Genomic DNA, 26,002 nt, shown 5'->3' with positions numbered 1-26,002 from the left:
GAGCACGACCACGAGCGACCCCAAATACCCCTGACGTCTCACGTGCTCTCAGACGTTTGGTCTCGCGAGCCGGTTCCCGGGGCCGTTCCCTCGTTGGGTCAGAGTCTGCGGTCTTTCGACCGGATGGGCCGGCGACGGAACGGAGGGGTATCCGCGCCTGGGTCCCCGTTCCAGTACTGCGGCCTGGGCTCCGCCGATCTCTCAGGCGCAGGTCGTCTCGCTGCGACGGTCCGGGCGCGGTCCGGTGATTGCTGTTCTGTATAGTTGTCTATATAGTTTTTGTATGGCTGTTCTCCATGACGCGACCGCGCTCACGGTCACCGAGGCCGCGCAGCGCGGGGTGGCCCGCCTGGTGGCCGAGGCGGAGCAGGGGGCGGATCTGGTGGTGACCCGTCGGCACCAGCCTGTCGCGGCGGTCGTGAGCATGCGGCGTCTCAACGAGCTGGAAGAGGCTGCGGCCGATCTGCGCGACCTGGCGCTGGTTCTCGTGCGGGCGGCGACCGACAGCGGGCGGCGAACGTCGATCGACGACGTCCTCTCCGCTTTCGGACATACCCGTGAGTCGCTGACCGCGCTCCCCGATGACGACGAGTAGCGGTGCCCGACGTCGTATTCACCGACCCGGCCATTGACGATCTCCGCAGGATCGGTCCGGACGCCGTACCCAAGATCCTGAAAAAGATCCTTCTGCTGCTGGAGAACGCCGAGGCCGGTTACCCGCTCGGTGGGGAACTGACCGGATTCCGCAAGCTTGTCGTCGGCCGGAACACCTGGCGGGTCGTCTACCGGATCACCGACGACAAGGTGGTCGAGATCTGTGAGGTCTGGGCGGTCGGGGAGAGGGCCGACGCGGAGATCTATGCCGAGGCCAAGGCGCGGGTCCGGGCGGCCGGCGGCTCGCGTCCCGAGGTTGTCCGTCTCGGTGAGGTCATCGACCGTCTCGGAGCTCTGACCGATCACATTCACACCGGCGAGGTCCCCGCGCGGGAGCCGGTTCCCGACTGGCTCGCCAGTCGGTTGATCTACACAGCTGGCATGGCCCGCGAGGATGTGGCGGCACTCGACCTGGAGGAAGCCGTCGATCTCTGGACGGAGTTCCGCTCGGGGCCGCGTTAGCCCGTGGTCGCCGTTCACGGACTGGAACCGCGTACGGCGAGAGCCGTTCGACGCTGGGCCGCTGCGGCACCGGCGTCACCGGCGTCAAGCTGGGTGACCCGTCCGAGTGGGGCGCCTGCCGGACAGGTCCGGCCGTGACCGAGAAGTAGTTCGATGGTGTTGAAACCTCTGCCTCGGTGCCGCGGAGGCCGAGGCGTGCGCCTCATCAGGAACATCCGTCACTCTGACCCAGCGGTTTGTCAGCCAGATCCAAGAGAAAGCAAGTCGTGGTGGCCACCATCTGAACAGGGCCGTAGATCGCGGTCCTGTGCAACCAGATGGGGTGTGTGCCATGAGTGGCATGCTGCGGATTGATGATCTTCCTGCCGGGGTCTCCGAGCTCGCGGGCGCGGACCTGGACACGGTCGCGGGGCTCGACGTCGTCCTGGACGACGGCATCTCGGCGGGCATGAACCCGGGGACGGGCTACGTGTCCACCTCCTACAACAACGGGAAGAGCACGGACACCCTCCCCGCCGACCGCTGACGGTGCGATGCCCGGCCGCGATGACCGCGGTCCGGCGCAGGCGATGACCGGCCGATCAGGTGCGGCCGAGGCCTGGCCCGGTAGTCCGGTCACGGACTGAAACACAAGGGGAGCCGGCGTCCGCGGGCGCCGGCTCCCCGACGCATGATGGCAAGGAGCCCCCGACAGTGTTGTTGATCATCAGCAGCTCCCGCGACGACTCGGTGCACACCGTGCTGCCGAAGCTGAAGGAGCGCGGTGTGCCGCTGCTGTGGTGGGACGAGGCCGACTATCCCAGGGCTTCCACGCTCACCATCGGCTATCTGGACGGCCGGTGGCGGCAGACGCTGACGTACCGGGGCGAGACGCACGACCTGTCGAGGATCACCGCGGTCTGGGACCGCCGACCCGACCGGCTGTCCTCTCCTGACGTGCGGGATCCGTCGCAGCGAGAGTTCGCCGAGCATGTGGCGAAGGTGGCGCTCACCGGTGCGTACGACCTCATGGTGGGGACGAGGTGGATGCCGGCGCTGCCGCAGCACGCCCGGGCGATCGACAACAAGCTGCTGCACCTGTACCGGGCCACCGAACTCGGGTTCACCGTTGTCGACACGGTCGTGACGAACGATCCGGACGAGCTCGTCCCGGCGTGGAACCGGGCCGGTGGCCGTCTCATCACCAAGACGCTCGGCTTCCGGTCGTTCACGCTGGACGGCGAGTACGGTCACCTCTACACGGCGGTGGTGCCCCGGCGGCGGCTGTCCGGCCGGCACCGGCTCCGGTACGCCCCCGCGATGCTTCAGCCCAATGTGCCCAAGGCGTACGAGCTGCGGGTGACCGTCGTCGGCGAGCAGGTGTTCGCCGCCCGCATCGACTCCCAGGCGTCACGGCTGACCTCCGTCGACTGGCGGCACTACGACGATCCCAAGGTGGGCTACTCCGCCTACGACCTGCCGCCGGACATCGCCGAACGCTGCGTCCGCCTGGTCGCGGGGCTCGGCCTGGCCTACGGCGCCCTGGACTTCATCGTGACCCCGGACGGCCGGTACGTCTTCCTGGAGCTCAACGTCAACGGGCAGTGGGCCTTCGTCGAGATGCTGACCGGCATGCCCATCAGCGACGCGATCGCCGACTGGCTGGCCGAGGCCGCCGCCCATCCCCATACCAAGGATCTCGCCGATGTCCACTGACCAGAGCGCCTTCCCCTCTCCGACCGGCCCCGCACCCGCCGGCGCGGCACCCGCCCACGCCGCCTTCGCGACGGATCTCGCCGACGCGGTCACGCTGCTGCGCGGGTTGCCGACCAGCCGGGACACGGTCGACGACGCGCACCGGTGCGTGCGGGGCTGGGGCGCCCAGCGGCCGTGGCTGCGCGCCCAGCTCGTGGTCGACGGGCCGCCGGGGACGACCCGGGTCGGCTACGACCTGCTCCTCGAACATCCCGAGGGCGGCTCTGTCGCGCTGTCCGCCGAGACGGCCGACGGCATTCCCTGGCTCGTCGACCACTCCACCCACTGGGCCGCGGGGCAGGTCCTCAGCGTCGACGGGACCGGGCTTTCGGTCCCGGCCGCGCTGTCCGCCATCCGCGCCCTCGGCACCCGCGACCGGCAACTGCATGAGCGGCTGGTGGACCGCTGCATCCTCCTCGGCGAAGTGGAGGATGACACCGAGCCGCTGACTGTCGCCGAGACGCAGCAGGCCGCCGACGAGTTCCGCCGGCGGCGCGGGCTCAGCAGCCGCGCGCAGACGCTGGACTGGCTCGCCGAAACAGGCATGTCCGAGGAGGCGTTCTGGAACCACGTCAAGACACAGGCACGCACCGCTCGGGTCCGGGGGCGCTTCGCCGGTGAGCCCGCCCGGCGCCATCTCGCCGAACACCCGGAGGAATTCACCCTGCGGCGCGCCGCGTGGGTGACCGGACCGCGGCCGGAGGAACTGCGCGCCCTCGTCGACGGCCCGGTGACGGAGTTCGTGAGCCGGGCCGCGACGGCGCTGGTGTCCGCGCCCGGAGCCGGGTCCCCGACCGTGCGGCGCGACGGGGGACGAGGGACGCACCTGCAAGCCGCCGCGATGCTCACTTCCCGGCTGCCGGAGCCCCTCCGGACCGTACCCGGGGGAACGGCGATCGGGCCGGTCCCCTACAAGGGCGGCCACCTGGCCGGGGTCGTGTACGAGGTCCTCCCTCCGGATCCCGGGGCTGCGGAGGTGCTCGACGCGGCGCGTGACGCGGCGTTCCAGGCGTGGCTGGACGAGCGGCGGCGCACATCGGATATCAGGTGGTTCTGGCTGTGAGAAGGCGAGTGCCGCTGCGGATGCAACTCACCCGCAGTGAGTGCGGCGCCGCCTGCCTGGCCATGGTGCTCAGCGGCCTGGGACGCCGCACCACCCTCGCGGAGGTACGCGAGCATCTCGCCGAAGGCGTCGACGGCGTGAGCATGCGCGAGATGATCCAGGCCGGTGCCCGCTTCGGGCTGCGGCTGCGTGCCTGCCGCGCCCCGATGGACACCATCGCCGGACTTCCCACGCCGTTCATCGCCCTGTGGGAGAACAACCACTTCGTCGTGGTCGAGCGGGTCACCCCCCGCGGTATCACCGTCCTCGACCCGGAGCGAGGACGGCGGTCACTGTCGAGGCGGCAGTTCAGGACCGGGTACTCCGACAAGGTGCTGCTCGCCGACGCTCCCGCCGGGCTCACCCCCATCACCAGGTCCCGGCCGTGGCGGGTGCTCCGCCCGCTGATCGCGCCCGCGCTGGTCAACCGGGGACTGATCGCCGCCGTGCTGCTGGCCTCGCTCGGCACGCAACTCCTCGGGCTGGCCGTACCGCTGTTCACCAAACTCGTGGTGGACCGGCCGGCGGCCATGGACGTGACGACGCTCGCGGCGGCCGCCCTCTGCGTCATCGTCGTGCACGCGCTGGTCTCGTGGGCCCGTGCCTGGGCGCTGATCAGACTGCAGACCTCGGTAGCGGCCGAGGTGATGCGCAAGCTCGTCGGCCACACGCTGGCCCTGCCGTACCGCTTCTTCCAACGCCGTTCCAAGGGTGACCTGCTGAGCAGGCTCAGCGGGGTCGCGATGCTGCGCGACCTGCTCACCGAACGGGCGCTGACCTTCCTCTTCGACCTCTTCACCGCGGTGTCGTACCTGACCCTGCTGTCCGTGGCCTCGCCCTGGCTGGCGCTGTTGACCCTCGCGACGGCCGCCGCCCAAGGCGCCGTGGTGCTGGCCACGGCCCGCCGCGGAATGCACCTGGCCCTCGCCGCGCTGCACACCAATGCCACCACCCAGTCCACCCTGGTCGACAGCCTCGCCGGCATCGAGGCCATCAAGGCCTCCGGTGGCGAAGCCGCCGCCGTCGCCCGCTGGCGTGCCCATCACGACGAGGAACTGAAGACCGGGGCGGCCCGTAACCGGCACGTGGCCGGGGTGCAGACGGCGAGCAACGCTCTGGGGATGGCGCTCGACCTGGGGTTGCTCGTCGCGGTGTTCGCCACCACCGGCGACGGTGCGACATTGGGCGACCAGCTCGCTCTGGTGTCCCTCGCCGCCTCGGCGACCACGCCGCTCACGTCGCTGCTCGGCATCGCGTACCAGCTCCAGCTCGCCGCCGCGCACTTCGGGCGGATCGCCGACCTGATGGGCACCGCGCCGGAGCGCACCGGCGGCGTCCGGCTGGACGGCCGGCTGCGTGGTGGGATCACCGTAACCGGGCTCAGCGCCGGCTATGACGCCCGCACACCGGTGCTGCGGAACATCCATCTGCGCATCCCGCCCGGCTCCAGGGTCGCGATCGTCGGCACCTCCGGATCCGGCAAGACCACCCTCGGACGTGTGCTGGTCGGTCTGGTGGAGCCGACCGCCGGGCAGGTCTGCTTCGACGGGACACCGCTGGAGGAACTCGACCCGCAGTGGCTCCGCCGGCAGGTGGGGGTCGTCACCCAGCAGCCGCACCTGTTCGCCGGAACCGTCATGGCGAACATCGCCGGCTTCTCCGGGTTGAGCAGACCCGCGGTCGAGTACGCCGCCCGCGTGGCCGAGATCCACGACGAGATCGTGCGGCTCCCGCAGGGTTACGACACCGACATCGGCGAGGGCGGCGGGCGCCTGTCCGGTGGCCAGCGCCAGCGTCTCGCCCTGGCCCGCGCGCTCGCCCAGCGGCCCCGGATCCTGCTGCTGGACGAGTCGACCGCCAGCCTGGACGCGGTCACCGAAGAGCGCATCCGCCGGAACCTGCTCAGGCTCGGGCAGACGCAGATCATCATCGCCCACCGGCTGTCGACCGTCCAGGACGCCGACCTGATCGTCGTGCTCGACCGCGGCCAGGTGGTCGAGGCCGGCACCCACCACCAGCTGACGGCCTACGGCGGACACTACGCCGACCTGGTCCGCCACCAGCACCAGCCGGCCGGTCCCGCCGTGGCACCGATCCGCGGCCCCCGCTGAACCGCCGCTCCTGCCGCGACTCCCGGCCCCCGCTGAACCACCGCCCGTGCCGTGGCCTCCGCCCGATGCCGACCGCCGCTCCCGGCCGCCTCCGGAGCCCGGGCCGGCGGTGGCCCGGGCCCGCGGTGGCGGAGCCGAGGGCGGCCGGATCAGCCGCGGACGGCGCAGAGGAGCCGGTTGTTGCCGCGCTGCCACAGGGAGCCGATCTCGGTGAAGCCGGCATCGCGGAGGGCGCTGACATGGGTGGAGAGCAGGGGGGACTCAGAGCCGGAGTGGTCGGCGCCCGCGGTGGCGCGTGCGGAGCTGAGCTCGGCGAAGGCGGGGTCGGCGGCGACCGCGTCCCACCACTGGCGCCATTCCTCGGGGCGTCGGCCGGCGAACACGCGCTCGGTCGCCCGGTCGTGCACGGCGCGTTCGAGGCGGGCGACGGCCGGGGCGGTGTCGTCGGTCTCCATGTGGTCGCCGTTGAGCAGGAGCCCGCCCGGACGCAACACGGTGGCCAGCTCGGCGTACATCTTCGGGAGGTCCGATCCGGAGATCCAGTGCAACGCGGTGGTGCTCACCGCGACATCGGCCGGCCTGTCCAGGCCCAGGGAGTCGGTCCATCCGGGAGTGCGCAGGTCAAGGGAGACGAACCTCAGATGAGGGTAGGCGGCCCGGCCGAGGCCGAGCAGCAGCGGGTCCGCGTCGACCGAGATCACCGTCGCCCCGGGCAGCCGCTCCAGAAGGCGGGCGGACAGTGAGCCCGGTCCGCAGCCGAGGTCGATGACCAGCGGATCGGGGCGGCCCGTCGCTTCGACAGCGTCGATCAGCACGGTGAAGCGCTCCTCGCGGTCGGGCAGGTAGCCCTCCTGCTGGCGGTCCCAGCGTGCGATCCAGTCGAGTGCGGCATCGTGGGTGAGCACAATCATCCCCTTGTGACTGTCGTTTAAGCTTATGGCAGTCACAAGCTAAAGTACGAGGATGTAACTGGTCAAGTGGATTTCAACAGTCACGCTGATATGATCGTCCGGATGGCGGTGAGTCTGGTCAACGAGCTGACCCCCGGGGAGAGGCGGGGCCGCGCCTTCCCGCCGCCGCGCGATCTCGCCGCCGCCGCCACCGAGGCCCTGCGGACCGGCTACCCGAGTTACCGCGAGGTCACTGATGAGGAGGCCGGTGAGCTCGTCGAGATCGCGACGCAGCTGCGCGTGGTCTTCGACGCCGTCGCGACGGGAGACATCGACGCGGCGGCCCTGCAGGTCAACGGCCTCCTTGAGGCGACCCGCGCCCGGCCGCTGCTCGAACGGCACGACGGGGAGCCGTGGCACCTGCACTTCCACGGCCCCGGCGGCACCATGGCCGGCGAGTGGGCGGCGAGCTGCGCCACCGGGCTCGCGATCGTGCTGGGGAGCGAGTTCCACGACCGTCTCGGAGTGTGTACGGCGCCGCACTGTGACCGGGTGTATGTGGACGTGTCCCGCAACGGCACCCGCCGGTTCTGCGGCACCGCATGCCAGAACCGGGTCAAGACCGCGGCCTTCCGCGCCAGGGGCAGGGTCCCGTGACGGCGCGCTCCCGACGGCTGCCGACCGCCGGGCGGGTGCGTGCATGCGTGCGCTTGTCTGAGCGTACGGGGGCGTGCGGGTGCGTGCGGTCGGCTGAGCGTGCGGGTGAGTGCGGCGGTCGGCGCGGGCGGGTGGGCGGCCCGGTTCAGGCGGTGCGGCCGCCCCGCGGCCCGCGGTCCCCGGGAGTCGGCGGGTGCCGCATGTCCACCATTGTTCTCCGTGGGGACGTGACGTATGTTCCGGCTATAACACCGCCGATAGCCAGGGAGAAGTCGTGCCCGAACTCGTGGCTCCCCAGCTCGTCGTCAACAGCCGGATGATCTACTTCGGCTGGGTGCCGGCCGATCCCGGAGCCGTCGCGGCCCTGGTCCCCGGCGGTCTGAAGCCCATGCCCAACCGGCAGGTCTTCATGAATCAGTACGTCGTCGACCAGCCCGAGCAGACCTCGGGCTTCGGCGCGTATTCGCTCACCTACATCGGGGCGGACCTGGAACACGCCTACGCCCCTGACGGCGTGACCCCCGGCCGCTGGTGGACGCACTACTTCAACTCCAGCGCGGCGGTGCGCGAGTACGTGGCCGCCCGAGGGGTGCCCGCCACCGCGGGCCGTACCACGATCGAGGTCAGGGGCAGGGAGCTGGTCGCGACGACCGAGTCGGACGGTGTGCCGGTGATCCGCACGACCGCGCGGGTCGGTGACACCGGTACGGCGGTCAACCGTGGCCAGCTGCGCTACATCACGGAGGTCGGCGGGCAGAAGCTCAGCGGGATCTACCCCTTCGTGGCGGAACCGGTGGACCCGTTCGAGGTCGTGTCGCTGGAGTTCCTGGAGCCGGACCACTCCGTCTACGCCCTCCGCCCCGCCGATCCGCTGCAGATCGTGTGGGGCTTCTACTCGCCCCGCTCGTCCTTCACCTATCCCGGTGGCGAGTCGGTGATGACCTGACGCCCGGCGCCGGATGGAAGGCGGAGCCAGGTCATGGCGGAGCCGTCGGCGCCGCCGCGTGCGGCCCGGGGATGCCTCCGCCTCACGAGGGGGCCAGAGGCTCGGGTCCGGCTGCTCAGACCTCGATGACGACCTTCCCCCGAGCACGTCCCGTCTCCAGGTATCCGACGGCGGTCGGGATCTCCGCGAACGGGTAGCAGCGGTCGATGACCGGAGTGACCCTGGCGTCTTCGACGAGTCCGGTCAGCGTCACCAGGTTCTGCCTGTTCTCCGTGCATCGGACCACGTCCGCCACGGCCGTTCGCTGGGACACGAACGGCGACATCGCGAGCGCCGAGAACACGTGACCGACCGGTTGCAGCCATCGGCCGCCCGGTCCGCCGACGACGACGTAGGTCCCCCGGCGGGTCAGCACCCGCCGGCATGCCGATCCCGGACGGCTCCCCGCGATGTCCAGCAGGAGGTCGTAGCGCTGTCCGTTCCGCAGGAAATCCTCCCTGGTGTAGTCGATGACCTCGTCCGCGCCGATCGATCGGACCAGGTCCACGTTCCGGGTGCTGCAGACGCCGGTGACCCGCGCGCCGAACGCCTTGGCGATCTGCACGGCGAAGGTGCCCACGCCTCCCGAGGCCCCGTTGACGAGAACGCTCTGTCCCGGCTGGATCCGTCCCTCGTCGCGCAGGCCCAGCAGGGCGGTGCCGGCCGCCAGAGGCACCGACGCCGCCTGCTCGAACGACAGGCTCTTCGGTTTCGGCGCCAGTTCGCTCTCCCGGACGCAGGCGTACTCGGCGAAGCCGCCCTGCTTGGGCATCGCGAACACCTCGTCGCCGGGGCGGAACTCCGTCACGTCCTTGCCGACCGCCTCGACCTGCCCCGCGATGTCGGCGCCCAAGATGTTGATCTTCGGCCTGCGCAGTCCGGGGCCCCCGGGCATCAGACGCGCGACGTACGGCTCGCCCCTCATCAGGTGCCAGTCGTAAGGCTGGACGGAGGTGGCGCGTACCCGGACCAGCACCTCGTCGTCGCCAGGCACGGGAATGTCGACGTCGGTGAGCTCCAACACGTCGGGTGAGCCATACGAACGCAGAACGAACGCCTTCATCGCACTCTCCTCCTCGTCCACCGCGGGTGCGGGTGTCGGTCATGCCGCGGGTCCATCGGGGCCGCCGCACTCACGGATCGACACCGTGGCCCGCATCGACAGGGCGCGGACATCACCGGCCGGACGGCGGCAAGTGTGCCCCGCGCCCTGAAAATCAGCGTAGAAGGCCGGCCCAGCGGGCTCATCGGCTGAAAGTACGCCTGATTGGCGGATGATCGGCCGACTCGGACCGGGCCGTTCTGCCGATGAGCCGTCACCGTCCCAGCCGTCACGATCGGGTCATGACCGACGAGAGTCCGACAGGACGCCTTCTGTCACCGCAGCCGCCGCGGAGCGGCCTGCCGGTGGATGACCGGGACACGACGGGGACTTCCGCCGCGGCCTCCTCCGCCAAGGCGGATTGGCTCGTACCCGCCGCGTTGATCGTGCTCAGCGCTGTTCCGGTGGCCGCCGGAGCCGTCCGCCTGGCCGAGCTGACGGGCGGAGCGGAGATCACCCCGGAGAACGCACGGTTCTTCGCGGCGCCCCTGCCCGTGGTGCTGCACATCCTCAGCGTCAGCCTGTACAGCGTGATGGGGGCCTTCCAGACCGTTCCCCGTCTCCGCCGGCGGAGGTCCGCCTGGCACCGCGTCGCCGGGCGGATCCTGATCCCGTGTGGACTCGTCGCGGCGTTCTCGGGGCTGTGGATGACCCTGTTCTACCCCCGCCCCGACGGTGACGGTGATCTCCTTTCCGGCCTCCGGCTCGTGTTCGGCTCGGCCATGGCCCTGGCCATCCTTCTCGGCGCCGCCGCGATCCGGCGGCGGGACGTCGGACGGCACCGCGCCTGGATGATCCGCGGTTACGCGATCGGCCTGGGCGCGGGCACGCAGGTGCTGACCCACCTGTTCTGGGTCCTGATCGTCGGCACACCGGGCGAGCTCCCCAGAGCGCTGCTCGTGGGCGCCGGCTGGGTGATAAACCTCGCCGTGGCCGAATGGATCATCCGTAGGCGGCCGGCCGGCCGGATCCCGCGCCCGGCCCGGTCCTAGACACGCCTGGTCGCATAGGCCCACATGGCGATCTCGACGCGGTTACGGGCGCCGAGCTTGGCCATCAGGCTGGCGATGTGGGACTTGACGGTGCTGAGAGAGATGTGGAGCTCATCGGCGATCTCGTTGTTGGTCCGTCCGCGTGCCACGGTGGCCAGGACCTGTTCCTCCCGGTCCGTGAGCACCTCGATGGGGCGCACCGGCGGTGTGGCGGGCCCGGTGCGGGCGAAGGTCCCGAGCAGTCGCGCGGTGACGCTCGGGGCGATGAGCGCGTCGCCGTCGGCGGCGGCGTGGACGGCCTGGGAGAGCATGTCGGCCCCGGCGTTCTTGAGCAGGAAACCCCGGGCACCGGCTCGCAGGGCGGCGTAGACGTATTCGTCGAGGTCGAAAGTGGTGATGACGACGACGGCGAGGGGGGAGTCGACGTCCGGTCCGGCGAGGGAGCGCGTGGCCTCGATGCCGTCGAGGCCCGGCATGCGGATGTCGAACAGGCACACGTCGGGGCGGAGGCGACGGGCGAGCTCGACGGCGCGGCGCCCGTCGGCGGCCTCGCCGACGACCTCGATGCCGGGCTGGGCGTTGAGGATCATCGTGAGCCCGGTGCGGACGATCTCCTGGTCGTCGGCGACGACCACCCGGATGCTCACCTCACCGCTCCGGCCCGGGGCAGGACGGCGGTCACGGTCCAGCCCCGGTCGGGGCCGGGACCGGCCTCGCAGGTGCCGCCGAGCAGGTCAGCGCGTTCGATCATGCCGATGAGCCCGTATCCCGGCGGCGCGGCCGGGCGCATGAGGCCGCTGTCGCCGTCGTCGCTCACCCGCAGGCGCACGGATGTGTCGTCGGCGACGACGCGGACCTCGACACGGGTGGCGTGCCGGGCGTGCCGCCGGGCGTTGGTGACCGACTCCTGGGCGATGCGGTAGACGGCGGCCTCGACCGACGGGGGGAGGCCGTCGAGGTCACCCGAGATCTCCACGTCGACGGACGGGCCGGAGCCGCCTCGGCTCGCGAGCTGTTCGAGGTCGGTGATGTGGCGGCCGGGCGTCAGGTCCGCGCGTCCGTCCCGGCGCAGGAGACGGACCATGGCGCGCATCTCGTCGAGGGCGCGTGCCGCCTCGGCCTCGATCACGTGGAGTGCCTCGGTCGCGGTGTCCGGCCGTGACGCCGACGTGGCGAGGCCCGCCTGTGCCCGGATCGCCATCGCCGAGATGTGATGGGCGACGGTGTCGTGCAGGTCGCGGGCGAGCTGTTCGCGTTCGAGCAGCTTGATCTGGTCGAGCTCGCGTGTTCTCGCCCCGGCCCGGTAGCGGAGCGCCCCGCCCAGGGCGACGGCCGAGAACGTGACGGCGAACGCGCCGACCGTGTCACCGGGGGTGAGGCGGCCGAGGAGCAGCGAGAGGGAGACCGCGGCGATCATGATCGTCAGTCCGGCCGTGACCTCGCGTCCGGACCCCCACCGGAACAGCGAGTACAGCACGATCAGCACGTACGTCAGCGTGTATGTCTCCGGGGCGTCGCCGGCCGTCAGCAGCGGGGCCAGGCTCGTGGTGGTGAAGACGATCGCGACCATCAGCAGCGGTCTGGTCCGGCGCCACAGCAAGGTGGGCACCAGCCCGACAGTGACGATCAGCGAGACGGCCCGCCAGGGAAGATCCGGCCGCAGGACTCCTTCGAGGATCGCGACCGGCACGAGCACTCCCACGAGTGCCCAGTCCCGCCACACCCGTGACGGCGGGTCGGCGGGACGGGGCTCGTCCCACACGGAGCGGAAAAGGGCGAGCACGTAGACATGGTACGAGAGCCCATGCCGCTCGGGACGGCCCAGAGCGTGAGAGGTGTATTCCATCGTCGTGCGGCCCCGGGGCGGAGGTCCGTGCGGCTCCGTCGTCGCCGGACGGAGGTCCGTGCGGTTCCGTCGTCGCCGGGCGGAGGCGCGGGCCGCGGGCCCGGCGTCATGGCGAGCGCCGGGCCGTCGCCTCCTGGCGGGAGGGCCGGGCCGTCGCTTCCCGGCGGGAGGGCCGTCCGGGTTTCACGCCCTGCCGTACCACGTGACGGTGGCGCCGTTGCTGAAGGACCGGCTCTGGGTCGGGGTGAAGAGTGTGGGGCGGAACTCTCCCGCGAAGGCGGGCAGGCCGGCGCCCGCGACCACGGGGTAGTTCTTGACGATCAGCTCGTCGATCTCCGGGAACAGGGCCCCGGCCAGCTTCCCGCCCCCGCACAGCCAGATGTCCAGGCCCTCCTCCCGCTTCAGCCGGCGCACCAGCCCGACGGGGTCGCCGGGGACCAACTCCACCGCGGGATCGGCGATCTCGGGGATCGTGGTCGAGACGACGTACTGCTTCAGGTGCGGGTAGGGGCTGGTGATATCGGCGTCGAGCGCCGGTTGGTAGGTGCCGCGGCCCATCACCAGCGTGTCGAAACGCCGGTTCGGCGCGTCGAGGCCGATCTGGGCGCGCACGTGGCCGGGGACGGTCTCGGGGTAGTCGGTGTTCATCCACGCCGCCATGTCGTCCGCCAGCGGGTAGAAGTCGAACTCGCCGCCGGGGCCGGCGATGCGGCCGTCGATGGAGAGGGCGACGTAGTAGACCAGCTTCCGCATACGATCACTCCGCTTGTAGTACTTCGCTTGTAGTGATTCAGACCGTAGTACTACAGGCGGAGTGGTGTCAACCGGAATACGCCGGCGCGGGTCCTACCGGCCCGTGGAGGGCTCCACGGTGAGCACGATCTTGCCGGTGGTGCGGCCCGTCTCGCCGAGCTCGTGCGCCTTTGCCGCCTGCTCCAGCGGCAGCACCGTGTCTATCTCGACGCGCAGCCCGCCCTCCTCGACCAGCGCGGCGATCGCCTTCAGGGCGGCGTGGTCCGGCTCCACGAGCATGGACTCCGAGCGGACACCCAGCTCCTCGGCCTGGGCGTGGAGGCCCGGACGCAGATCGGACAGCACGAGCGACACGATGACGCCGCCCCGGCGCAGGGTGCGCAGCGAGCGCGGCCCGTAGTCGCCGCCCATCGTGTCGATCACCACGTCGACGTCTCCGACCACCTCGGCGAAGTCCACGCTCCGGTAGTCGATGAGCTCGTCGGCGCCCAGCCCGCGCAGGAACGCGTGCTTGGCGGCGCTCGCCGTACCGATGACGTGAGCCCCCCGGGCCTTGGCGATCTGCACCGCGAGATGGCCCACCCCGCCCGCGGCGGCGTGGATGAGCACCCGCTGCCCGGCCTCCACCCCCGCGGTGTCCACCAGCGCCTGCCACGCGGTCAGCGCGGCCAGCGGGAGCGCCGCCGCCTGCACGTGGTCGATCCCCCGGGGCTTGCGGGCGAACGTGCGGGCGGGGGCGGCCACGTATTCGGCGAACGCGCCGTGGCCGTACGGGTAGCGCAGCATGCCGAACACCTCGTCGCCCGGCCGGTAGAGCGCCGTCCCGACCCCGACGGACTCGACGACGCCGGAGACGTCCCAGCCGAGGACGTACGGCGGCCGCCCCAGCTGGCCGCCCGTGGCGCGATGCTTCCAGTCGGTCGGGTTGACCCCGGCCGCGTGCACCCGCACCAGCACCTCGGTCGGGCCCGGCGCGGGGCGTGGTACCGCTGTCTCCTTCAGCACTTCGGGGCCGCCCAGGACGTCCTGGCTGATCGCGCGCATCATCGTCTCTGTCATGCCGGCAAGCATCGCAGTGGCCGGTTGGAGGCCGGAAGTGGCCTGATGGTCAATACACGAAAAGATCAGGCCAAGCGGCATGGGGGATCCGCCGCCGTCTCAACCGCCCACAAGTAAGCGACAAGTCCCAGCCAGCAGAGTTCGGCCGGTGGCGGAGACGCCGCCGGAGCGGACACCGGCCACCGGACGGCGCGGGCTCGTGACACCCGCACAGCAGCAGGGAAACGATGATGACTCAAGCAGACGAGCCGTACGTGCCCAGACGGCTGTCCGATCCCGCGGACGATCCACAACCGCCCGAGGAACCGTCAGGCTGCACGGGCAGGCTCGCCGCCGTCCTGATCACCGTCGTCCTGGTCTCCGTGCTGGGCGTGAGCTTCTGGTCGGCGTGGCGCCCTGAGGACGACGGCCGCCGGGAGAGCTCGGCCCACTGCGTGGATCTGGACTCGCTCGGGGCCGACGGCGGCTACCGGGTCGTCGACGACGAGAGGTGCCGGGCCGGCGACGACGGGTCCGGCCGCGGCTCCTACGGCTGGTACCACGGGGGTGGCCGCACCGGCGGCCGGGTGTCCTCCGGGACCACCGTCCGGCCGCCCGGCCACAAAGGCTCCGGCGTCGGTGGCGGGGGCTCCGACCTCCTCAGCCGCGTCGACGAGGTGATCGGATCCCTGTTCGGCGGCCATGGCTCGCGCAGATACTGACCGGTCGCCGGTGGAGGTGGCCGGCCGGGGCGCTCCGCGGTGCCGGCGCCGGGCCACGTTAGGGCAGGATCATGCTCGGCCCTGTGCTGACCGGGCCCGGCCTGGGGCCGCTGACGGAAGGTGACCAATGAACGCGACGGGGCGCGGTCGACGCGCGCGTGATCTCGGGATCGTGATCGGCGAGCACGGGCCGGGAGAGCACAACGCCATCACCGACGTGCCCGGCGTACGCGTCGGGCACTGCACCGTCCTGCGGGAGCCCGACATCCGCACCGGCGTGACCGCGATCGTCCCCGACGGCGTCGGCCCGCACGCGCCGCTGCCGGCGGGCCTGTTCGCCGGCAACGGCCACGGCAAGCTGGTCGGCGCCACCCAACTGGCCGAGCTCGGGCTGATCGAGGCGCCCGTCGTGCTCACCGCGACGCTGTCGGCCTTCCGCGCGGCCGACGCGGTGGTGAGCTGGATGCTGGCCCGGCCCGACTGCGCGGACGTGCGGACCTTCAACCCGGTCGTGGGGGAGTGCAACGACGGATACCTCTCCGACATCCGGGCCCGCCCGGTCGGCGAGGAGCAGGTGCTGGAGGCCGTCCACGGCGCCGCGCCGGGGCCGGTGGCGGAGGGGTGCGTCGGAGCCGGCACCGGCACCGGAGCCCTGGGGTTCAAGGCGGGCGTCGGCACCGCCTCCCGGGTGCTCGACCTGGCGGGCGGGCCGGTCACCCTCGGTGTGCTGGTGCAGGCGAACTTCGGCGGCACGCTGCGCGTCCTGGGCTCCACCGTCACACCGGCGTCCCTGGGGCTGACCGGATCCGACACCCCGGACGTGGGGTCATGCATGGTCGTCGTCGCGACCGACGCGCCCCTCGACGCCCGCCAGCTCACCCGCCTGGCGCGGCGCGCGGTGTTCGGGCTGGGCCGGGTCGGCGCCTCCTACAGCCACGGCAGCGGGGACTACGGCATCGCCTTCTCGGTCCGGCCCGGCGGCGCCCCGCCCCGGGACGCGGCGTTGAGCCCGCTGTTCGAGGCGGCGCTCGACGCCGTCGAGGAGGCCGTACTGAACTCGCTGTTCACCGCGACGACCACGACAGGCGTGGGCGGGCGGACCCTGCACGCGATACCGCTGCCCCACCTGCTCGCGATCCTGCGCCGCGGCGGGGCGCCCCTCGCGGGAGGCTGACGGCCCCGGAGCTGAGCGCGCACGCCGCGACGCCCCGGCGGGGGCGGCGGCGTCGCGCGGGCGGCCAACGTGAAGCTGACTCCAAGTTTGCAGTGAAGTAAAATTACCGATCGTGATCGATTCCGTCCCGGCCGGAGCCGGTGCCCCCGAGGGGCTGCGGGAGCGCAAGAAGCGCCGGACCCGGCGGCACATCACCACGGTGGCCACCGAGCTGTTCGTGGAACGCGGTTTCGACCAGGTCACCATCGCCGAGGTCGCCGCGGCGGCGGAGGTCTCGGTCAACACCCTCTACAACTACTTCGAGGCCAAGGAAGACCTGGTCCTGCCCCCCGAGGAGGTCTCCGGCCGGCGGCTGGCGGACATCGTCCGGGCCCGGGAGGCGGGCCGCTCCGCCGCGGCGGCGGTGCTCGGACACCTCCGGCAGGAGCTGCTCCGCCGCGACCGCAACCTGGGCCTGACCGAGGGGTTCGGGCGCTTCCTCGAGATGATGCGGGCCGCCCCCACCCTCGTCGCCCGGCTGGAGGGGCTGGCCTGGCAGATGACCGCCGCCCTGGCCGACGTGCTCGCGGAGGAGACGGAGGCCGCGCCCGACGACCCGCTGCCCAGGCTCGTCGCCGCGCAGATCGGCTGGGTCCACGCGCAGGTCCTCGGTGAGATCGGCAGGCGCACCGTCACGGGGGAGGATCCCGACGCCATCGCCGAGGCCGTGCTGGGCTTCCTCGACGTCATCGAGGGGCTGCTCAGCGAGCGGGTCCTGACGTACGCGATCCGGGAGGGGTGACGCCGGCGGGTCGCGGCGCGTCCTCCCGGCGGCGGCCGGCGGCGGGCACCCGCTGCCCGGCGGGCCGACGGCCACCCCCTGTGGAGTGGCCGGCCCCCCATTCAATATCGTCCGATGCATGAGCACTCACTATGACGTCGTCGTCCTCGGCGCGGGCCCAGGTGGATACACGGCCGCCGTCCGAGCGGCCCAGCTGGGACTCAGCACCGCCATCGTCGAGGAGCGCTACTGGGGTGGCGTCTGTCTCAACGTGGGATGCATCCCCTCCAAGGCGCTGCTGCGCAACGCCGAGCTCGCCCACCTGTTCACGCACGAGGCCAAGACGTACGGCATCCGCGTGGAGGGGCAGGTCACCTTCGACTACGCGGAGGCCTTCAACCGCAGCCGCAAGGTCGCCGACGGGCGCGTCAAGGGCGTGCACTACCTGATGAAGAAGAACGGCATCACCGAGTACGACGGCCGCGGCACCTTCGTCGACGCCAACACGCTGCAGGTGGCCGGCCGGGACGGCAGTGCCCAGACGGTGACGTTCGACCACTGCATCATCGCCGCGGGCGCGACCACGAAGCTGCTGCCGGGGACGTCGGTGACGGACCGGGTCGTCACCTACGAGGAGCAGATCCTGAGCGACGAGCTCCCCGGGAGCATCGTCATCGCGGGTGCGGGCGCGATCGGGGTCGAGTTCGCCTACGTGCTGCACAACTACGGCGTCAAGGTGACGGTCGTGGAGTTCCTCGACCGCGTCGTCCCCCTGGAGGACGAGGAGGTCTCGGCGGAGCTCGCGCGGCGCTACAAGCGGCTCGGCGTCGAGGTGCTGACCTCGACCCGGGTGGAGTCCATCGACGACTCCGGCGACAAGGTGCGGGTTACGGTCTCGCGCGACGGGCGGCAGCAGGTCCTTGAGGCCGACAAGGTGATGCAGGCGATCGGCTTCCAGCCGCGCGTCACCGGTTACGGGCTGGAGAGCACGGGCGTCAAGCTGACCGACCGGGGCGCCATCGACGTCGACGGCCGGTGCCGTACGAGCGTGCCGCACATCTTCGCCATCGGCGACGTGACCGCCAAGCTGATGCTCGCGCACGCGGCCGAGTCCATGGGGATCATCGCCGCGGAGACCATCGCCGACGAGGAGACGATGGAGCTCGACTACGTGATGATCCCGCGGGCGACGTACTGCCAGCCGCAGATCGCCAGCTTCGGCTTCACCGAGGCGCAGGCCCGTGAGCAGGGCTTCGACGTCAAGGTGGTCAAGTTCCCCTTCACCGCCAACGGCAAGGCCCACGGGCTGGGGGACGTCGCCGGGTTCGTCAAGATCGTCAGTGACGGCGAGCACGGAGAGCTGCTCGGCGCCCACCTGATCGGGCCGGAGGTCACCGAGCTGCTGCCCGAGCTGACGCTGGCCCAGCAGTGGGACCTGACGGTCCACGAGGTCGCGCGTAACGTGCACGCCCATCCCACGCTCGGCGAGGCGGTCAAGGAGGCGGTCCACGGCCTGGCGGGCCACATGATCAACATGTGAGGTCCGGCGGTGCCCCCGGGCAGGTGCGGGGCGGGCGGCCGACGGCGTGTCGGGGTGGGCGGTCGGCGGCATGCCGGGGCGGGCATGACCTGGGCATGACCTCTCCGGCCGCCCCTCCGGCGCCTCCCGCGGCGCCGGCGGCCGTCCTGCCGGCCCCTGGAAAACGGGGGTAAATAAGGCTTATCCTCAGGTTTGACGCTATGTTTCGCTTTACAGCAATTTTGTGATGTTGAGGATTTATATCCACCCTTGCTGAGGCTTTTGTCGTTATTTATCGTGCGATGGCTAAAGTCAGGCAATGGACATCATGGCCCGCAACAACGTCAAGGTCACCGGCCGCAGGGGCGGCAGGCCCATGGTCTTCTCCCATGGGTTCGGCTGTGACCAGGCCATGTGGCGATACGTGGCCCCCGCCTTCGAGGACGAGTACGAGGTCGTCCTGTTCGACTACGTCGGAGCCGGCCGTTCGGAGATGTCCGCCTACTCCGCCGAGCGCTACATGTCGCTCGACGGCTACGCGCAGGACGTCCTCGACGTCTGCGACGAGCTGGACCTCACCGGGGCCGTCTTCGTCGGGCACTCGGTCAGCGCGATGGTCGGCGTGCTGGCGGCCATCCGCGAACCCCGCCGGTTCGCGAAGCTGATCCTGGTGGCGCCCTCACCCCGCTACATCGACGACGGCGACTACGTCGGCGGGTTCAGCGGCGCCGACATCGAGGAGCTCATCGCCTCGCTCGACAGCAACTACCTGGGGTGGTCGAGCCGGATGGCTCCGGTGATCATGGAAAATCCGGACCGCCCGGAGCTGGGGGAGGAACTGACCAACAGCTTCTGCCGTACCGACCCGGAGATCGCCAAGCAGTTCGCCAGGACGACGTTCCTGTCCGACAACCGGGACGATCTCCCGAAGGTGACCGTGCCCTCGCTGATCCTGCAGTGCTCGAAGGACGCGCTCGCCCCGACGCAGGTGGGCCACTACGTCCACCGCGCGATCCCCGGCAGCGAGCTGACGCTGATGCGGGCGACGGGACACTGCCCCAATCTGAGCGCCCCCGAGGAGACCATCGCCGCGATCAAGGCGTTCCTGCGGGCGGAGGTCCATGGCCACCCGTGATGACGCGCAGGTGACCCGGGGCGCGGTGGAGGAGCTGGAGGAGCTGTACGAGGACGCTCCGTGCGGCTATCTCACCACGCGGGGCGACGGCACGATCACCAGGGTCAACCGTACGCTGCTTGCCCTGACGGGCTACCGCAGGGACGAGCTGGTCGGCCGGTACCGGATCCACGACCTGCTGGCGGTCGGCGACCGCATCTTCTACGAGACGCACTTCGCCCCGCTGCTGGCGTTGCAGGCGGTGGTCAGGGAGGTCGCGGTCGACCTGAGACGCGTCGACGGGCGCCGGGTCCCGGTCCTGCTCAACGCGGTGATGCGGGAGCGGACCCCCACCCGGCCGGAGCAGATCTGGATCGGTGTCGTCGCCGCCAGCGACCGCAGGGACTACGAGCGCGAGCTCCTGCGGGCCCGGCAGCGGGCGGAACGGTCCCAGCGGCAGGCGACCGACCTCGCCCGGACCCTGCAGCGGAGCTTCATCCCGCCGGCGCTGCCCCGCGTCCCCGGCATGGACGTGGCCGGGACCTACCGGCCGGCCGGACAGGGCGACGAGGTCGGCGGCGACTTCTACGACATGTACGAGATCGTGGACGGCTGGGCGCTCACCCTGGGAGACGTGTGCGGCAAGGGGGTGGCGGCGGCCGTCGTCACCAGCCTGGCCCGCTACACCCTCCGGGCCGCGCCCCTGCGGGACAGCAGACCCTCGGCGGTCCTCGCCGCCCTCAACGAGGTGCTGCTCGGCGAGCAGACGGACCGGTTCCTGACGGCCGTCTACGCGCAGGTGCACCGGGACGCGCACGACCGCTTCCGCCTCACCCTCTCCCTGGGCGGCCACCCGCCCGCCGTCCGCATCTCCCGCGAAGGGCAGCTCGGCCTGGTCGGCCGGCCCGGGACCGTGCTGGGGATCCTGGAGACCGTGGACCTCCACGACGTCGCCGTCGACCTCGCCCCGGGGGACACCGTCGTCTTCTACACCGACGGCGTCATCGAAGGGCGGGCCGGCGACGAGCTGTTCGGCGAGGAGAGGATGGAGCAGGCGCTCAGCGCCTGCCGGGACGCGGACGCGGCGGGCATCGCCAGGCACCTGACGGACGAGGTGGTGGCCTTCCAGTCCGGCCTGCCCTGCGACGACATCGCCGTGGTGGTGCTCAAGATCCCGGAGTGAAGGGCGGGAGCCGCCCGGCGGCCCGGTGGCCGGGCGGGCTCCGCCGTGACGCGGTCCGTGCGCGGGGGATCTACGGTCGGTGCGCGGGAGGAGCGGCGGCCGGCCGTGCCTGCGCCCTCAGGGGTCCCCGTCCCGTCTGGCCGGGGTCCGCAGGTCCGCCTCGTCGGCGAGCTGGTCCTCGACGACCGCGCACCAGCGGTGCCAGCGTGCCAGGTCGAGGTGCTCGTCGACATCGCCCACTCCCGCCCGGGCCATGAGCTCGTGGTTGTCGGCGGCGCTCTCGTGCGCGTTGACCAGCGCGTGGTGGCCGTGGTTGGCCAGCGCCTCGCTGACCGCCAGGTTCAGTGCTATCTCCCCCATCGTCCTGGGCCGGTCCGGGGGGCCGTCCCTGAAGTTGTTCCCGCGGAAGTCGTGGCTCTGTGAATCGTCGCTCATACGGGCTGAGTGCCCACCTGTCCCCGGAACTATCTGGGACCCTCGATCGGATGCGGGCGGCCGGCGCGTCCGGGGGGCCTCCGGCGTTGGTGCAGACTGGCTGCCATGCGAACACCTGCAGGAGCGGACGGCCCGTCGCGCACGCCCTTGACCGATCCGCCCGCGCGGGAGCCGTACGGCCGGCCGGTGGCCGCCGCCCCGGCCGTGCCGCCGGCGGCCGGGCCGGGAGGAGCGACGGGGGACCGGAGGGCTCCGCTCCCCGGCGAGGTCCCCGGTGAGGTCCCCGGGGTGAACGTCCCCGACCGGCGTGGCCGTACCGGCCTGGACCAGGCCGGGCGCGACCTGGACGGCAACCCCCGGGTCCGGGTGCGCGAGGTGGATCTGCTCTCGTCGAGCTGGTACGTGCTGCGCAGGACGACGTTCGACTACCTGCGCCTGGACGGGAGCTGGACCACCCAGGAGCGCGAGACCTACGACCGCGGCAACGGCGCGACGGTGCTGCTCTACGACGCCGACCGGGCGACGGTCCTGCTGATCCGGCAGTTCCGCTATCCGGCCTACGTCAACGGCCATCCCGACGGGTTCCTCCTCGAAACGGCCGGCGGCCTGCTCGACGACGACGACGCGGAGACCGCGATCCGGCGGGAGGCGTCGGAGGAGACGGGCTACGACATCGGCGAGGTCCGGCACGTCTTCGACGTCTACATGAGCCCCGGCTCGGTCACCGAGCGCGTACACTTCTTCGCCGCGCCCTACAGCCCGGACCGGCGGACCTCCGAGGGCGGCGGGCTGGCCGACGACGGCGAGGAGATCGAGCTGGTGGAGCTGCCCTTCGCGAAGGCGCTCGCGATGATCGAGTCGGGCGAGATCGCCGACGCGAAGACCATCATGCTGCTGCAGTGGGCGGCACTGTCCGGTCCGTTCGCCGGCCGAGATAGGTGAGGGGGCCGGGGTCGGCGACCGGGATCTCGTGGAAGCCGAGGCGGTCGTAGAAGGCCCTGGCCGGGGTGTTGGCGGTGACCATGCCCAGGTGCACCGCCGGCACCCCCTTGTGGTGCAGCGCGTCGAGGAAGGCGTTCATCAGCGCGCGGCCGTGGCCCTTGCGCTGGTGGTCCGGGAGCAGGTCGATGTGGAGGTGCGCCGGATACGCGGCCAGCTCCGGGAGGATCATCCGCTCGGGGCGGTACATCAGATCGATCATCGTCTCGCTCGGAGTGGCGGGCGGTCCGTCGAGGGCGGGAAAACGCTCTCTCATACGGGGCAGCCATGTGGAGCGGAAGGAGCCGACGAAGGCGGCCGTGTCGGCCGTGCCGAGCACGTAGCCGACCGCGCGGCCCCCGTCGTCCAGGACGAAGGTCAGCTCCGGCTCCAGAAACGCGTAGGGAGCTGCGAAAATGCTCGGCATCAGCTCCAGGTCGGGATAGATGTGCCGGGAGTCGCCACCGTCGTGCGCGGTCCGCACGCAGATGTCGTGGAGGGCGGCGCGGTCGTCGGGGTGGTACGGCCTGACTGTGGTCATGGAGGCAATGATGCCGTTCGTGGGAGCGCTCTCACAAGATCTGTGGATGGCCCGGGCCGTCCGGCGCGGTCGCGGGGCTTCCGGCATCCCCGCCGGGGCAATACCCTGCACGGCATGATCGAGGTGGAACTGCGGGGCTGGCGGCCCGACGACGCGCCGGCCCTGCTCGACGCGTTCGGCTCGCCGGACATGGCGCAGCAGGCGGCCCGGCCGATCGACACACCCCAGGCGGCGCTGGAGTGGATGGGAGTGTGGGGCTTCCGGGACGACGCGCAGGCGTTCGCCGTGGTGGTGGACGGCAGCGTCGTGGGGAACGTCGCGGTGAGCAACATCGACGCGCACGACACCGGCTGGGTGTCCTACTGGACGTCGCCGCACGCCAGGGGGCGCGGGGTGGCCGTGGCCGCGGCCCGCAAGCTGGCGGACTGGGCGTTCCGGGAGCGCGGGCTCTTCCGGCTGGAGCTGGGACACCGGATCAACAACGCGGCCTCCTGCGCGGTGGCGACCAGGGCGGGTTTCCGGCCCGAGGGGGTCGAGCGGGCCAAGCTGTGCTACGACGGGGTGCGGTACGACGTGGAACGGCACGCCCGCCTGGCCACCGACTGACCCGCAGCACGGGCCGGGGGCGGCGTCTCACCGCGCCGGTGAGCCGCGGTGCCCCGAAGGGGCTGCGTCCTGGAGGAGGCCGCGTCCTGGAGGAGGCCGCATCCCGGAGGAGGCCGCGTCCCGAAGGGGCCGCGTCCCGGAGGAGGCGGCGACGCGCTGGAGGCTACAGCGCCTTGAGGCCGGCGAGCACGTCCCGCAGCACGCTCTCCTGGGGGAACGCGACATCGCCCGCGGGGAGCCGCATGGTGATCAGGCCGGATTCGCGCAGGTCGCCGAGGAGCACCCGGATCACCCCGATCGGCATCTCGATCTCCGAGGCCAGCTCGGCCACCGAGATCGGCAGGCGGCAGGAATCCATGATCACGGTGTGTTCGGGCGGCAGGTCCTGCGGCGGTTTCTTGATCGCCACCACGATGGCGATCAGGTCGAAGCGGGCCCCGGCGGCCCGGGTCCGGCCGCGGGTGAGCGTGTACGGGCGGACGATGGGACCGGCGTCCTGGTCGAGCCAGCGTTCCGTCATTCCGCCCCGCTTTCCTGCTCCGCACGGCGCCATCCGTCGCGGAACGACGTCATCACACTGCTCGGGGCCGGCTCCGGCGCCTCGACGGGCACGGGCCGCCGCGCCGGCACGGCCTGGCGCTCGGGCGCGGCCTGCCGTACCCGCTTGGGGAGGCCGCTGTCAGTGGTGATCCACTCGACCTCGGCCGTGTAGGCGGCCCGCGGGCCGGTCGCGTCGACGACCAGCTCGCCCGGCAGGAGCACGATCGCCGTGGTGCCGCCGAAGGGGGAGGGGCGCAGCGAGACGCGGATGCCGTGCCGGGCGGCGAGCTGCGTCACGACGAACAGGCCGAGCCGGTCGCTGTCGGCCAGGTCGAACTCCGGCGGGTCGGCCAGCCGCTCGTTGAGCTGGGCCATCTCGGCCGGGGTGATGCCGAGCCCGCGATCCTCCACCTCGATGACGTAGCCCCTGGCCACCGCCTCGCCGTGGACGCTCACCGTGGTGTGCGGGGGCGAGAAGATGGCGGCGTTCTCCACCAGCTCGGCCACCAGGTGGATCACGTCGGTCACGACCGAGCCGACCACCGAGGGGCCCTGCGGCACGTTCACCGTCACGCGCTGGTAGTCCTCGACCTCCTCGACGGCGGCGCGGACCACGTCGTAGATCGCGACCGGCGTCCGCCAGCCCCGGCCCGGGACCGCGCCGGACAGGATGATCAGGCCCTCGGAGTGGCGGCGCATGCGGGTGGTCAGATGGTCCAGGCCGAACAGGTCCTCCAGGGTCTCCGGGTCGCTGGCCCGCCGTTCCATCGTCTCCAGCATGGAGAGCTGCCGGTGCAGGAGCGACTGGCTGCGCCTGGCCAGGTTCACGAAGACCTTGTTGACGCTCTTGCGCATCTGGGCCTGGCCGGCGGCCGCCTCGACGGCGGTCCGCTGGACGGAGGAGAACGCCTTGCCGACGTTCACGATCTCGGTGGTGGTGCCGTAGTTCAGCTCCCGGGCCTCGGAGCAGACGTCCTCGCCCTTGCGCAGCCGCTCGACCACGTCCGGCAGCCGCTTGTGCGCCAGGTCGAGGGCCGCCTGCTGGAGGCCGATGAGCTCGGTGCCGATCCGGCGGCCGAAGCGCACCGAGACGAAGATGGACACCGCGACCGCGATCAGGCCGAGGCCGCCGGCGATCCCGATCTGGACCAGGATGCCGGTGGCCAGCGGTCCGGACCGTTCGGTGATGCCCCTGCTGACCTGGCCGCCGAGGCCGTCGAAGGTGTCGGAGAGCTCGGCCGAGACCGTCACCCAGGAGGGTTCGGGCCGGGCCGCCGTGGTGACGGCCTTCTCGATCCGCTCGAACGAGGTGTAGGCGGCCGAGCTCTGCAGGTCCCGGTAGAGCCCCTGGAACTCCTCGTCGAACTGGTCGAAGCCCAGGGAGTAGAGCAGCCTGCGGCCGGTGGCCAGCTCGCTGAACGCGGCGCGCTCCTCGGCGCTCATGCTGCCCTCGGCCACGGCGCCGGCGATCAGGGCCGCCTGCCGACTGAGCATCTCGCGGCTGCGCCCCATCAGGACGACGGCGCGGGTCTGGTCGTTCAGGTCGATGTCCGAGGAGATCCGGATCTTGTCGTAGACCTCGAAGGCCGCCTGGATCATCCCGCTGTAGGCGTCGAGGGTCTGCATCCGGCCGGCGGTGTGGGTGTCGACCCCGCTCCGGACCTCGGTGAGCCGCTCCATCGTGGCCAGCAGACGGACCAGGCGGTCCCACACGGCCGGGGTGGTGCTCTCCTGGAGCGCGGGGACCAGCCGTTCCAGCTCCGCCCGCGCGGTGTTGGTCTGGATGCGCTGGGCGTCGAGGTCGGTGCGCGGGACGGCCGAGTCGCCCAGGGCGGCCAGTGACAGCAGCCGCTCGTGCTGGAGCGCGGTGGTGACCGTCCGGGTGGGCAGGATTCCGCGCTCGTAGCCTTCGCTGGCCCGCAGCAGATCCTGGCCGCTCCGCAGGGTGAGGGTCGCCGCAAATGCCCAAATCGCTACAAGCGAGACAATCGGCACGAGAAGGAGGGTGAAAATCTTGACCCTGATCGAGTGGCTGCGGCCGGCCATAGTACCTCGCACTACGGATATGTGCGGTTAACAGTGGCGAAACCCTAGCAACGCTGCT

General features: G+C 71.5%; 27 protein-coding genes. 17 read left to right on the top strand and 10 right to left on the bottom strand.

The genetic code is table 11. The annotated features are described in order from the left end of the window. Positions 1-283 precede the first annotated feature (283 nt). From J2S55_RS13470 to J2S55_RS13445, 6 genes are all read left to right on the top strand, one after another. Positions 284-595 (top strand): type II toxin-antitoxin system prevent-host-death family antitoxin, encoded by a 312-nt coding sequence (locus J2S55_RS13470; RefSeq protein ID WP_306860361.1) that lies wholly within the window; start codon positions 284-286, stop codon positions 593-595. 2 nt (positions 596-597) lie between these two features. Then, the gene (locus J2S55_RS13465) at positions 598-1,116 is read left to right on the top strand and encodes a type II toxin-antitoxin system RelE family toxin (protein ID WP_306860359.1); all 519 of its coding nucleotides are present in this window, start codon (positions 598-600) and stop codon (positions 1,114-1,116) included. Between the two features lie 340 nt (positions 1,117-1,456). Next, positions 1,457-1,642, top strand: a complete 186-nt coding sequence (locus J2S55_RS13460) for a hypothetical protein (RefSeq protein ID WP_306860357.1) — start codon at positions 1,457-1,459, stop codon at positions 1,640-1,642. Between the two features lie 167 nt (positions 1,643-1,809). Next, positions 1,810-2,811, top strand: coding sequence for an MvdC/MvdD family ATP grasp protein (locus tag J2S55_RS13455; protein WP_306860356.1), 1,002 nt, complete (start codon positions 1,810-1,812; stop codon positions 2,809-2,811). Then, a complete protein-coding gene (locus J2S55_RS13450) occupies positions 2,801-3,913 on the top strand; it encodes a TIGR04500 family putative peptide maturation system protein (protein WP_306860354.1) in 1,113 nt (370 codons plus the stop codon). The genes J2S55_RS13455 and J2S55_RS13450 overlap by 11 nt, the downstream gene beginning before the upstream one ends. After that, positions 3,910-6,063, top strand: a complete 2,154-nt coding sequence (locus J2S55_RS13445) for a peptidase domain-containing ABC transporter (RefSeq protein WP_306860351.1) — start codon at positions 3,910-3,912, stop codon at positions 6,061-6,063. Before J2S55_RS13450 ends, J2S55_RS13445 begins: the two co-directional genes overlap by 4 nt. Before the next feature lie 149 nt (positions 6,064-6,212). Here J2S55_RS13445 and J2S55_RS13440 read toward each other — a convergent pair whose 3' ends face one another. Beyond that, positions 6,213-6,974, bottom strand: a complete 762-nt coding sequence (locus J2S55_RS13440) for a class I SAM-dependent methyltransferase (protein WP_306860350.1) — start codon at positions 6,972-6,974, stop codon at positions 6,213-6,215. A 102-nt stretch (positions 6,975-7,076) separates the two neighbouring features. Between J2S55_RS13440 and J2S55_RS13435 the strand changes: the two genes are divergently transcribed. Then, a complete protein-coding gene (locus tag J2S55_RS13435) occupies positions 7,077-7,610 on the top strand; it encodes a CGNR zinc finger domain-containing protein (RefSeq protein WP_306860348.1) in 534 nt (177 codons plus the stop codon). A 274-nt stretch (positions 7,611-7,884) separates the two neighbouring features. Further along, a complete protein-coding gene (locus tag J2S55_RS13430; protein WP_306860344.1) occupies positions 7,885-8,556 on the top strand; it encodes an acetoacetate decarboxylase family protein in 672 nt (223 codons plus the stop codon). Positions 8,557-8,671: 115 nt separating this feature from the next. On the opposite strand, the gene J2S55_RS13425 is transcribed toward J2S55_RS13430, so the two are convergent. Further along, positions 8,672-9,658, bottom strand: coding sequence for an NAD(P)-dependent alcohol dehydrogenase (locus J2S55_RS13425; RefSeq protein WP_306860342.1), 987 nt, complete (start codon positions 9,656-9,658; stop codon positions 8,672-8,674). A gap of 281 nt (positions 9,659-9,939) precedes the next feature. Between J2S55_RS13425 and J2S55_RS13420 the strand changes: the two genes are divergently transcribed. Next, on the top strand, positions 9,940-10,689 hold the full coding sequence (locus J2S55_RS13420; protein WP_306860339.1) for a DUF2306 domain-containing protein: 750 nt from the start codon (positions 9,940-9,942) through the stop codon (positions 10,687-10,689). Here J2S55_RS13420 and J2S55_RS13415 read toward each other — a convergent pair. The 4 genes from J2S55_RS13415 to J2S55_RS13400 form a co-directional block, all read right to left on the bottom strand. Beyond that, positions 10,686-11,336 (bottom strand): response regulator, encoded by a 651-nt coding sequence (locus J2S55_RS13415; RefSeq protein WP_306860337.1) that lies wholly within the window; start codon positions 11,334-11,336, stop codon positions 10,686-10,688. The genes J2S55_RS13420 and J2S55_RS13415 overlap by 4 nt on opposite strands. Then, positions 11,333-12,472, bottom strand: a complete 1,140-nt coding sequence (locus J2S55_RS13410; protein ID WP_306860335.1) for a sensor histidine kinase — start codon at positions 12,470-12,472, stop codon at positions 11,333-11,335. Before J2S55_RS13410 ends, J2S55_RS13415 begins: the two co-directional genes overlap by 4 nt. A 246-nt stretch (positions 12,473-12,718) precedes the next feature. Then, positions 12,719-13,288, bottom strand: a complete 570-nt coding sequence (locus tag J2S55_RS13405; protein ID WP_306860333.1) for a dihydrofolate reductase family protein — start codon at positions 13,286-13,288, stop codon at positions 12,719-12,721. 93 nt (positions 13,289-13,381) lie between these two features. Continuing rightward, on the bottom strand, positions 13,382-14,347 hold the full coding sequence (locus J2S55_RS13400; protein WP_306860331.1) for an NADP-dependent oxidoreductase: 966 nt from the start codon (positions 14,345-14,347) through the stop codon (positions 13,382-13,384). A gap of 227 nt (positions 14,348-14,574) precedes the next feature. Here J2S55_RS13400 and J2S55_RS13395 point away from each other — a divergent pair, with 227 nt between their 5' ends. The 6 genes from J2S55_RS13395 (at position 14,575) to J2S55_RS13370 (ending at position 20,798) form a co-directional block, all read left to right on the top strand. Next, complete coding sequence (locus J2S55_RS13395) at positions 14,575-15,048, top strand: hypothetical protein (RefSeq protein WP_306860329.1); 474 nt, start codon at positions 14,575-14,577, stop codon at positions 15,046-15,048. Positions 15,049-15,175: 127 nt separating this feature from the next. After that, positions 15,176-16,222, top strand: a complete 1,047-nt coding sequence (locus J2S55_RS13390) for a P1 family peptidase (RefSeq protein ID WP_306860327.1) — start codon at positions 15,176-15,178, stop codon at positions 16,220-16,222. Between the two features lie 112 nt (positions 16,223-16,334). Then, entirely contained in the window at positions 16,335-17,003 is a 669-nt protein-coding gene (locus J2S55_RS13385) for a TetR/AcrR family transcriptional regulator (RefSeq protein ID WP_306860325.1), read from the top strand. Between the two features lie 118 nt (positions 17,004-17,121). Continuing rightward, positions 17,122-18,522 carry a dihydrolipoyl dehydrogenase gene (lpdA, locus tag J2S55_RS13380; protein WP_306860323.1) on the top strand — a complete coding sequence of 467 codons (1,401 nt, stop codon included), beginning with the start codon at positions 17,122-17,124 and terminating at the stop codon, positions 18,520-18,522. Between the two features lie 298 nt (positions 18,523-18,820). After that, complete coding sequence (locus tag J2S55_RS13375; protein WP_306860321.1) at positions 18,821-19,636, top strand: alpha/beta fold hydrolase; 816 nt, start codon at positions 18,821-18,823, stop codon at positions 19,634-19,636. Beyond that, on the top strand, positions 19,623-20,798 hold the full coding sequence (locus J2S55_RS13370) for a PP2C family protein-serine/threonine phosphatase (RefSeq protein WP_306860319.1): 1,176 nt from the start codon (positions 19,623-19,625) through the stop codon (positions 20,796-20,798). Before J2S55_RS13375 ends, J2S55_RS13370 begins: the two co-directional genes overlap by 14 nt. A 117-nt stretch (positions 20,799-20,915) precedes the next feature. Here J2S55_RS13370 and J2S55_RS13365 read toward each other — a convergent pair whose 3' ends face one another. Next, the gene (locus J2S55_RS13365; protein WP_306860318.1) at positions 20,916-21,233 is read right to left on the bottom strand and encodes a hypothetical protein; all 318 of its coding nucleotides are present in this window, start codon (positions 21,231-21,233) and stop codon (positions 20,916-20,918) included. A 105-nt stretch (positions 21,234-21,338) separates the two neighbouring features. On the opposite strand from J2S55_RS13365, the gene J2S55_RS13360 reads away from it, so the two are divergent. Next, positions 21,339-22,175 carry an NUDIX domain-containing protein gene (locus tag J2S55_RS13360; RefSeq protein WP_306860316.1) on the top strand — a complete coding sequence of 279 codons (837 nt, stop codon included), beginning with the start codon at positions 21,339-21,341 and terminating at the stop codon, positions 22,173-22,175. Here J2S55_RS13360 and J2S55_RS13355 read toward each other — a convergent pair. Continuing rightward, positions 22,120-22,752, bottom strand: coding sequence for a GNAT family N-acetyltransferase (locus J2S55_RS13355; protein ID WP_306860314.1), 633 nt, complete (start codon positions 22,750-22,752; stop codon positions 22,120-22,122). The two genes, J2S55_RS13360 and J2S55_RS13355, sit on opposite strands and share 56 nt — an antisense overlap. Positions 22,753-22,866: 114 nt before the next feature. Between J2S55_RS13355 and J2S55_RS13350 the strand changes: the two genes are divergently transcribed. Next, positions 22,867-23,358, top strand: coding sequence for a GNAT family N-acetyltransferase (locus J2S55_RS13350; protein WP_306860312.1), 492 nt, complete (start codon positions 22,867-22,869; stop codon positions 23,356-23,358). A 163-nt stretch (positions 23,359-23,521) separates the two neighbouring features. Here J2S55_RS13350 and J2S55_RS13345 read toward each other — a convergent pair whose 3' ends face one another. Together J2S55_RS13345 and J2S55_RS13340 are read right to left on the bottom strand one after the other, a co-directional pair. After that, the gene (locus tag J2S55_RS13345) at positions 23,522-23,878 is read right to left on the bottom strand and encodes a DUF742 domain-containing protein (protein WP_306860310.1); all 357 of its coding nucleotides are present in this window, start codon (positions 23,876-23,878) and stop codon (positions 23,522-23,524) included. After that, positions 23,875-25,893 carry a sensor histidine kinase gene (locus J2S55_RS13340; RefSeq protein WP_306860308.1) on the bottom strand — a complete coding sequence of 673 codons (2,019 nt, stop codon included), beginning with the start codon at positions 25,891-25,893 and terminating at the stop codon, positions 23,875-23,877. Before J2S55_RS13340 ends, J2S55_RS13345 begins: the two co-directional genes overlap by 4 nt. Positions 25,894-26,002: the final 109 nt, after the last annotated feature.

Source organism: Streptosporangium brasiliense, assembly GCF_030811595.1.
Taxonomy (GTDB): domain Bacteria; phylum Actinomycetota; class Actinomycetes; order Streptosporangiales; family Streptosporangiaceae; genus Streptosporangium; species Streptosporangium brasiliense.
This window is presented reverse-complemented; position numbering and strand designations above follow the sequence as displayed.

What these genes read in the sequence shown, in the direction of transcription:
- J2S55_RS13460 (WP_306860357.1), top strand. Translation starts at nt 1,457, where the DNA reads ATGCTGCGGATTGATGATCTTCCTGCCGGGGTCTCCGAGCTCGCGGGC.
- J2S55_RS13470 (WP_306860361.1), top strand. Translation starts at nt 284, where the DNA reads ATGGCTGTTCTCCATGACGCGACCGCGCTCACGGTCACCGAGGCCGCG.
- J2S55_RS13355 (WP_306860314.1), bottom strand. Translation starts at nt 22,752, where the DNA reads ATGACCACAGTCAGGCCGTACCACCCCGACGACCGCGCCGCCCTCCAC.
- J2S55_RS13375 (WP_306860321.1), top strand. Translation starts at nt 18,821, where the DNA reads ATGGACATCATGGCCCGCAACAACGTCAAGGTCACCGGCCGCAGGGGC.
- J2S55_RS13365 (WP_306860318.1), bottom strand. Translation starts at nt 21,233, where the DNA reads ATGAGCGACGATTCACAGAGCCACGACTTCCGCGGGAACAACTTCAGG.
- J2S55_RS13440 (WP_306860350.1), bottom strand. Translation starts at nt 6,974, where the DNA reads ATGATTGTGCTCACCCACGATGCCGCACTCGACTGGATCGCACGCTGG.
- J2S55_RS13400 (WP_306860331.1), bottom strand. Translation starts at nt 14,347, where the DNA reads ATGACAGAGACGATGATGCGCGCGATCAGCCAGGACGTCCTGGGCGGC.
- J2S55_RS13360 (WP_306860316.1), top strand. Translation starts at nt 21,339, where the DNA reads ATGCGAACACCTGCAGGAGCGGACGGCCCGTCGCGCACGCCCTTGACC.
- J2S55_RS13390 (WP_306860327.1), top strand. Translation starts at nt 15,176, where the DNA reads ATGAACGCGACGGGGCGCGGTCGACGCGCGCGTGATCTCGGGATCGTG.
- J2S55_RS13350 (WP_306860312.1), top strand. Translation starts at nt 22,867, where the DNA reads ATGATCGAGGTGGAACTGCGGGGCTGGCGGCCCGACGACGCGCCGGCC.
- J2S55_RS13425 (WP_306860342.1), bottom strand. Translation starts at nt 9,658, where the DNA reads ATGAAGGCGTTCGTTCTGCGTTCGTATGGCTCACCCGACGTGTTGGAG.
- J2S55_RS13395 (WP_306860329.1), top strand. Translation starts at nt 14,575, where the DNA reads ATGATGACTCAAGCAGACGAGCCGTACGTGCCCAGACGGCTGTCCGAT.
- J2S55_RS13370 (WP_306860319.1), top strand. Translation starts at nt 19,623, where the DNA reads ATGGCCACCCGTGATGACGCGCAGGTGACCCGGGGCGCGGTGGAGGAG.
- J2S55_RS13420 (WP_306860339.1), top strand. Translation starts at nt 9,940, where the DNA reads ATGACCGACGAGAGTCCGACAGGACGCCTTCTGTCACCGCAGCCGCCG.
- J2S55_RS13435 (WP_306860348.1), top strand. Translation starts at nt 7,077, where the DNA reads ATGGCGGTGAGTCTGGTCAACGAGCTGACCCCCGGGGAGAGGCGGGGC.
- J2S55_RS13450 (WP_306860354.1), top strand. Translation starts at nt 2,801, where the DNA reads ATGTCCACTGACCAGAGCGCCTTCCCCTCTCCGACCGGCCCCGCACCC.
- J2S55_RS13345 (WP_306860310.1), bottom strand. Translation starts at nt 23,878, where the DNA reads ATGACGGAACGCTGGCTCGACCAGGACGCCGGTCCCATCGTCCGCCCG.
- J2S55_RS13405 (WP_306860333.1), bottom strand. Translation starts at nt 13,288, where the DNA reads ATGCGGAAGCTGGTCTACTACGTCGCCCTCTCCATCGACGGCCGCATC.
- lpdA (WP_306860323.1), top strand. Translation starts at nt 17,122, where the DNA reads ATGAGCACTCACTATGACGTCGTCGTCCTCGGCGCGGGCCCAGGTGGA.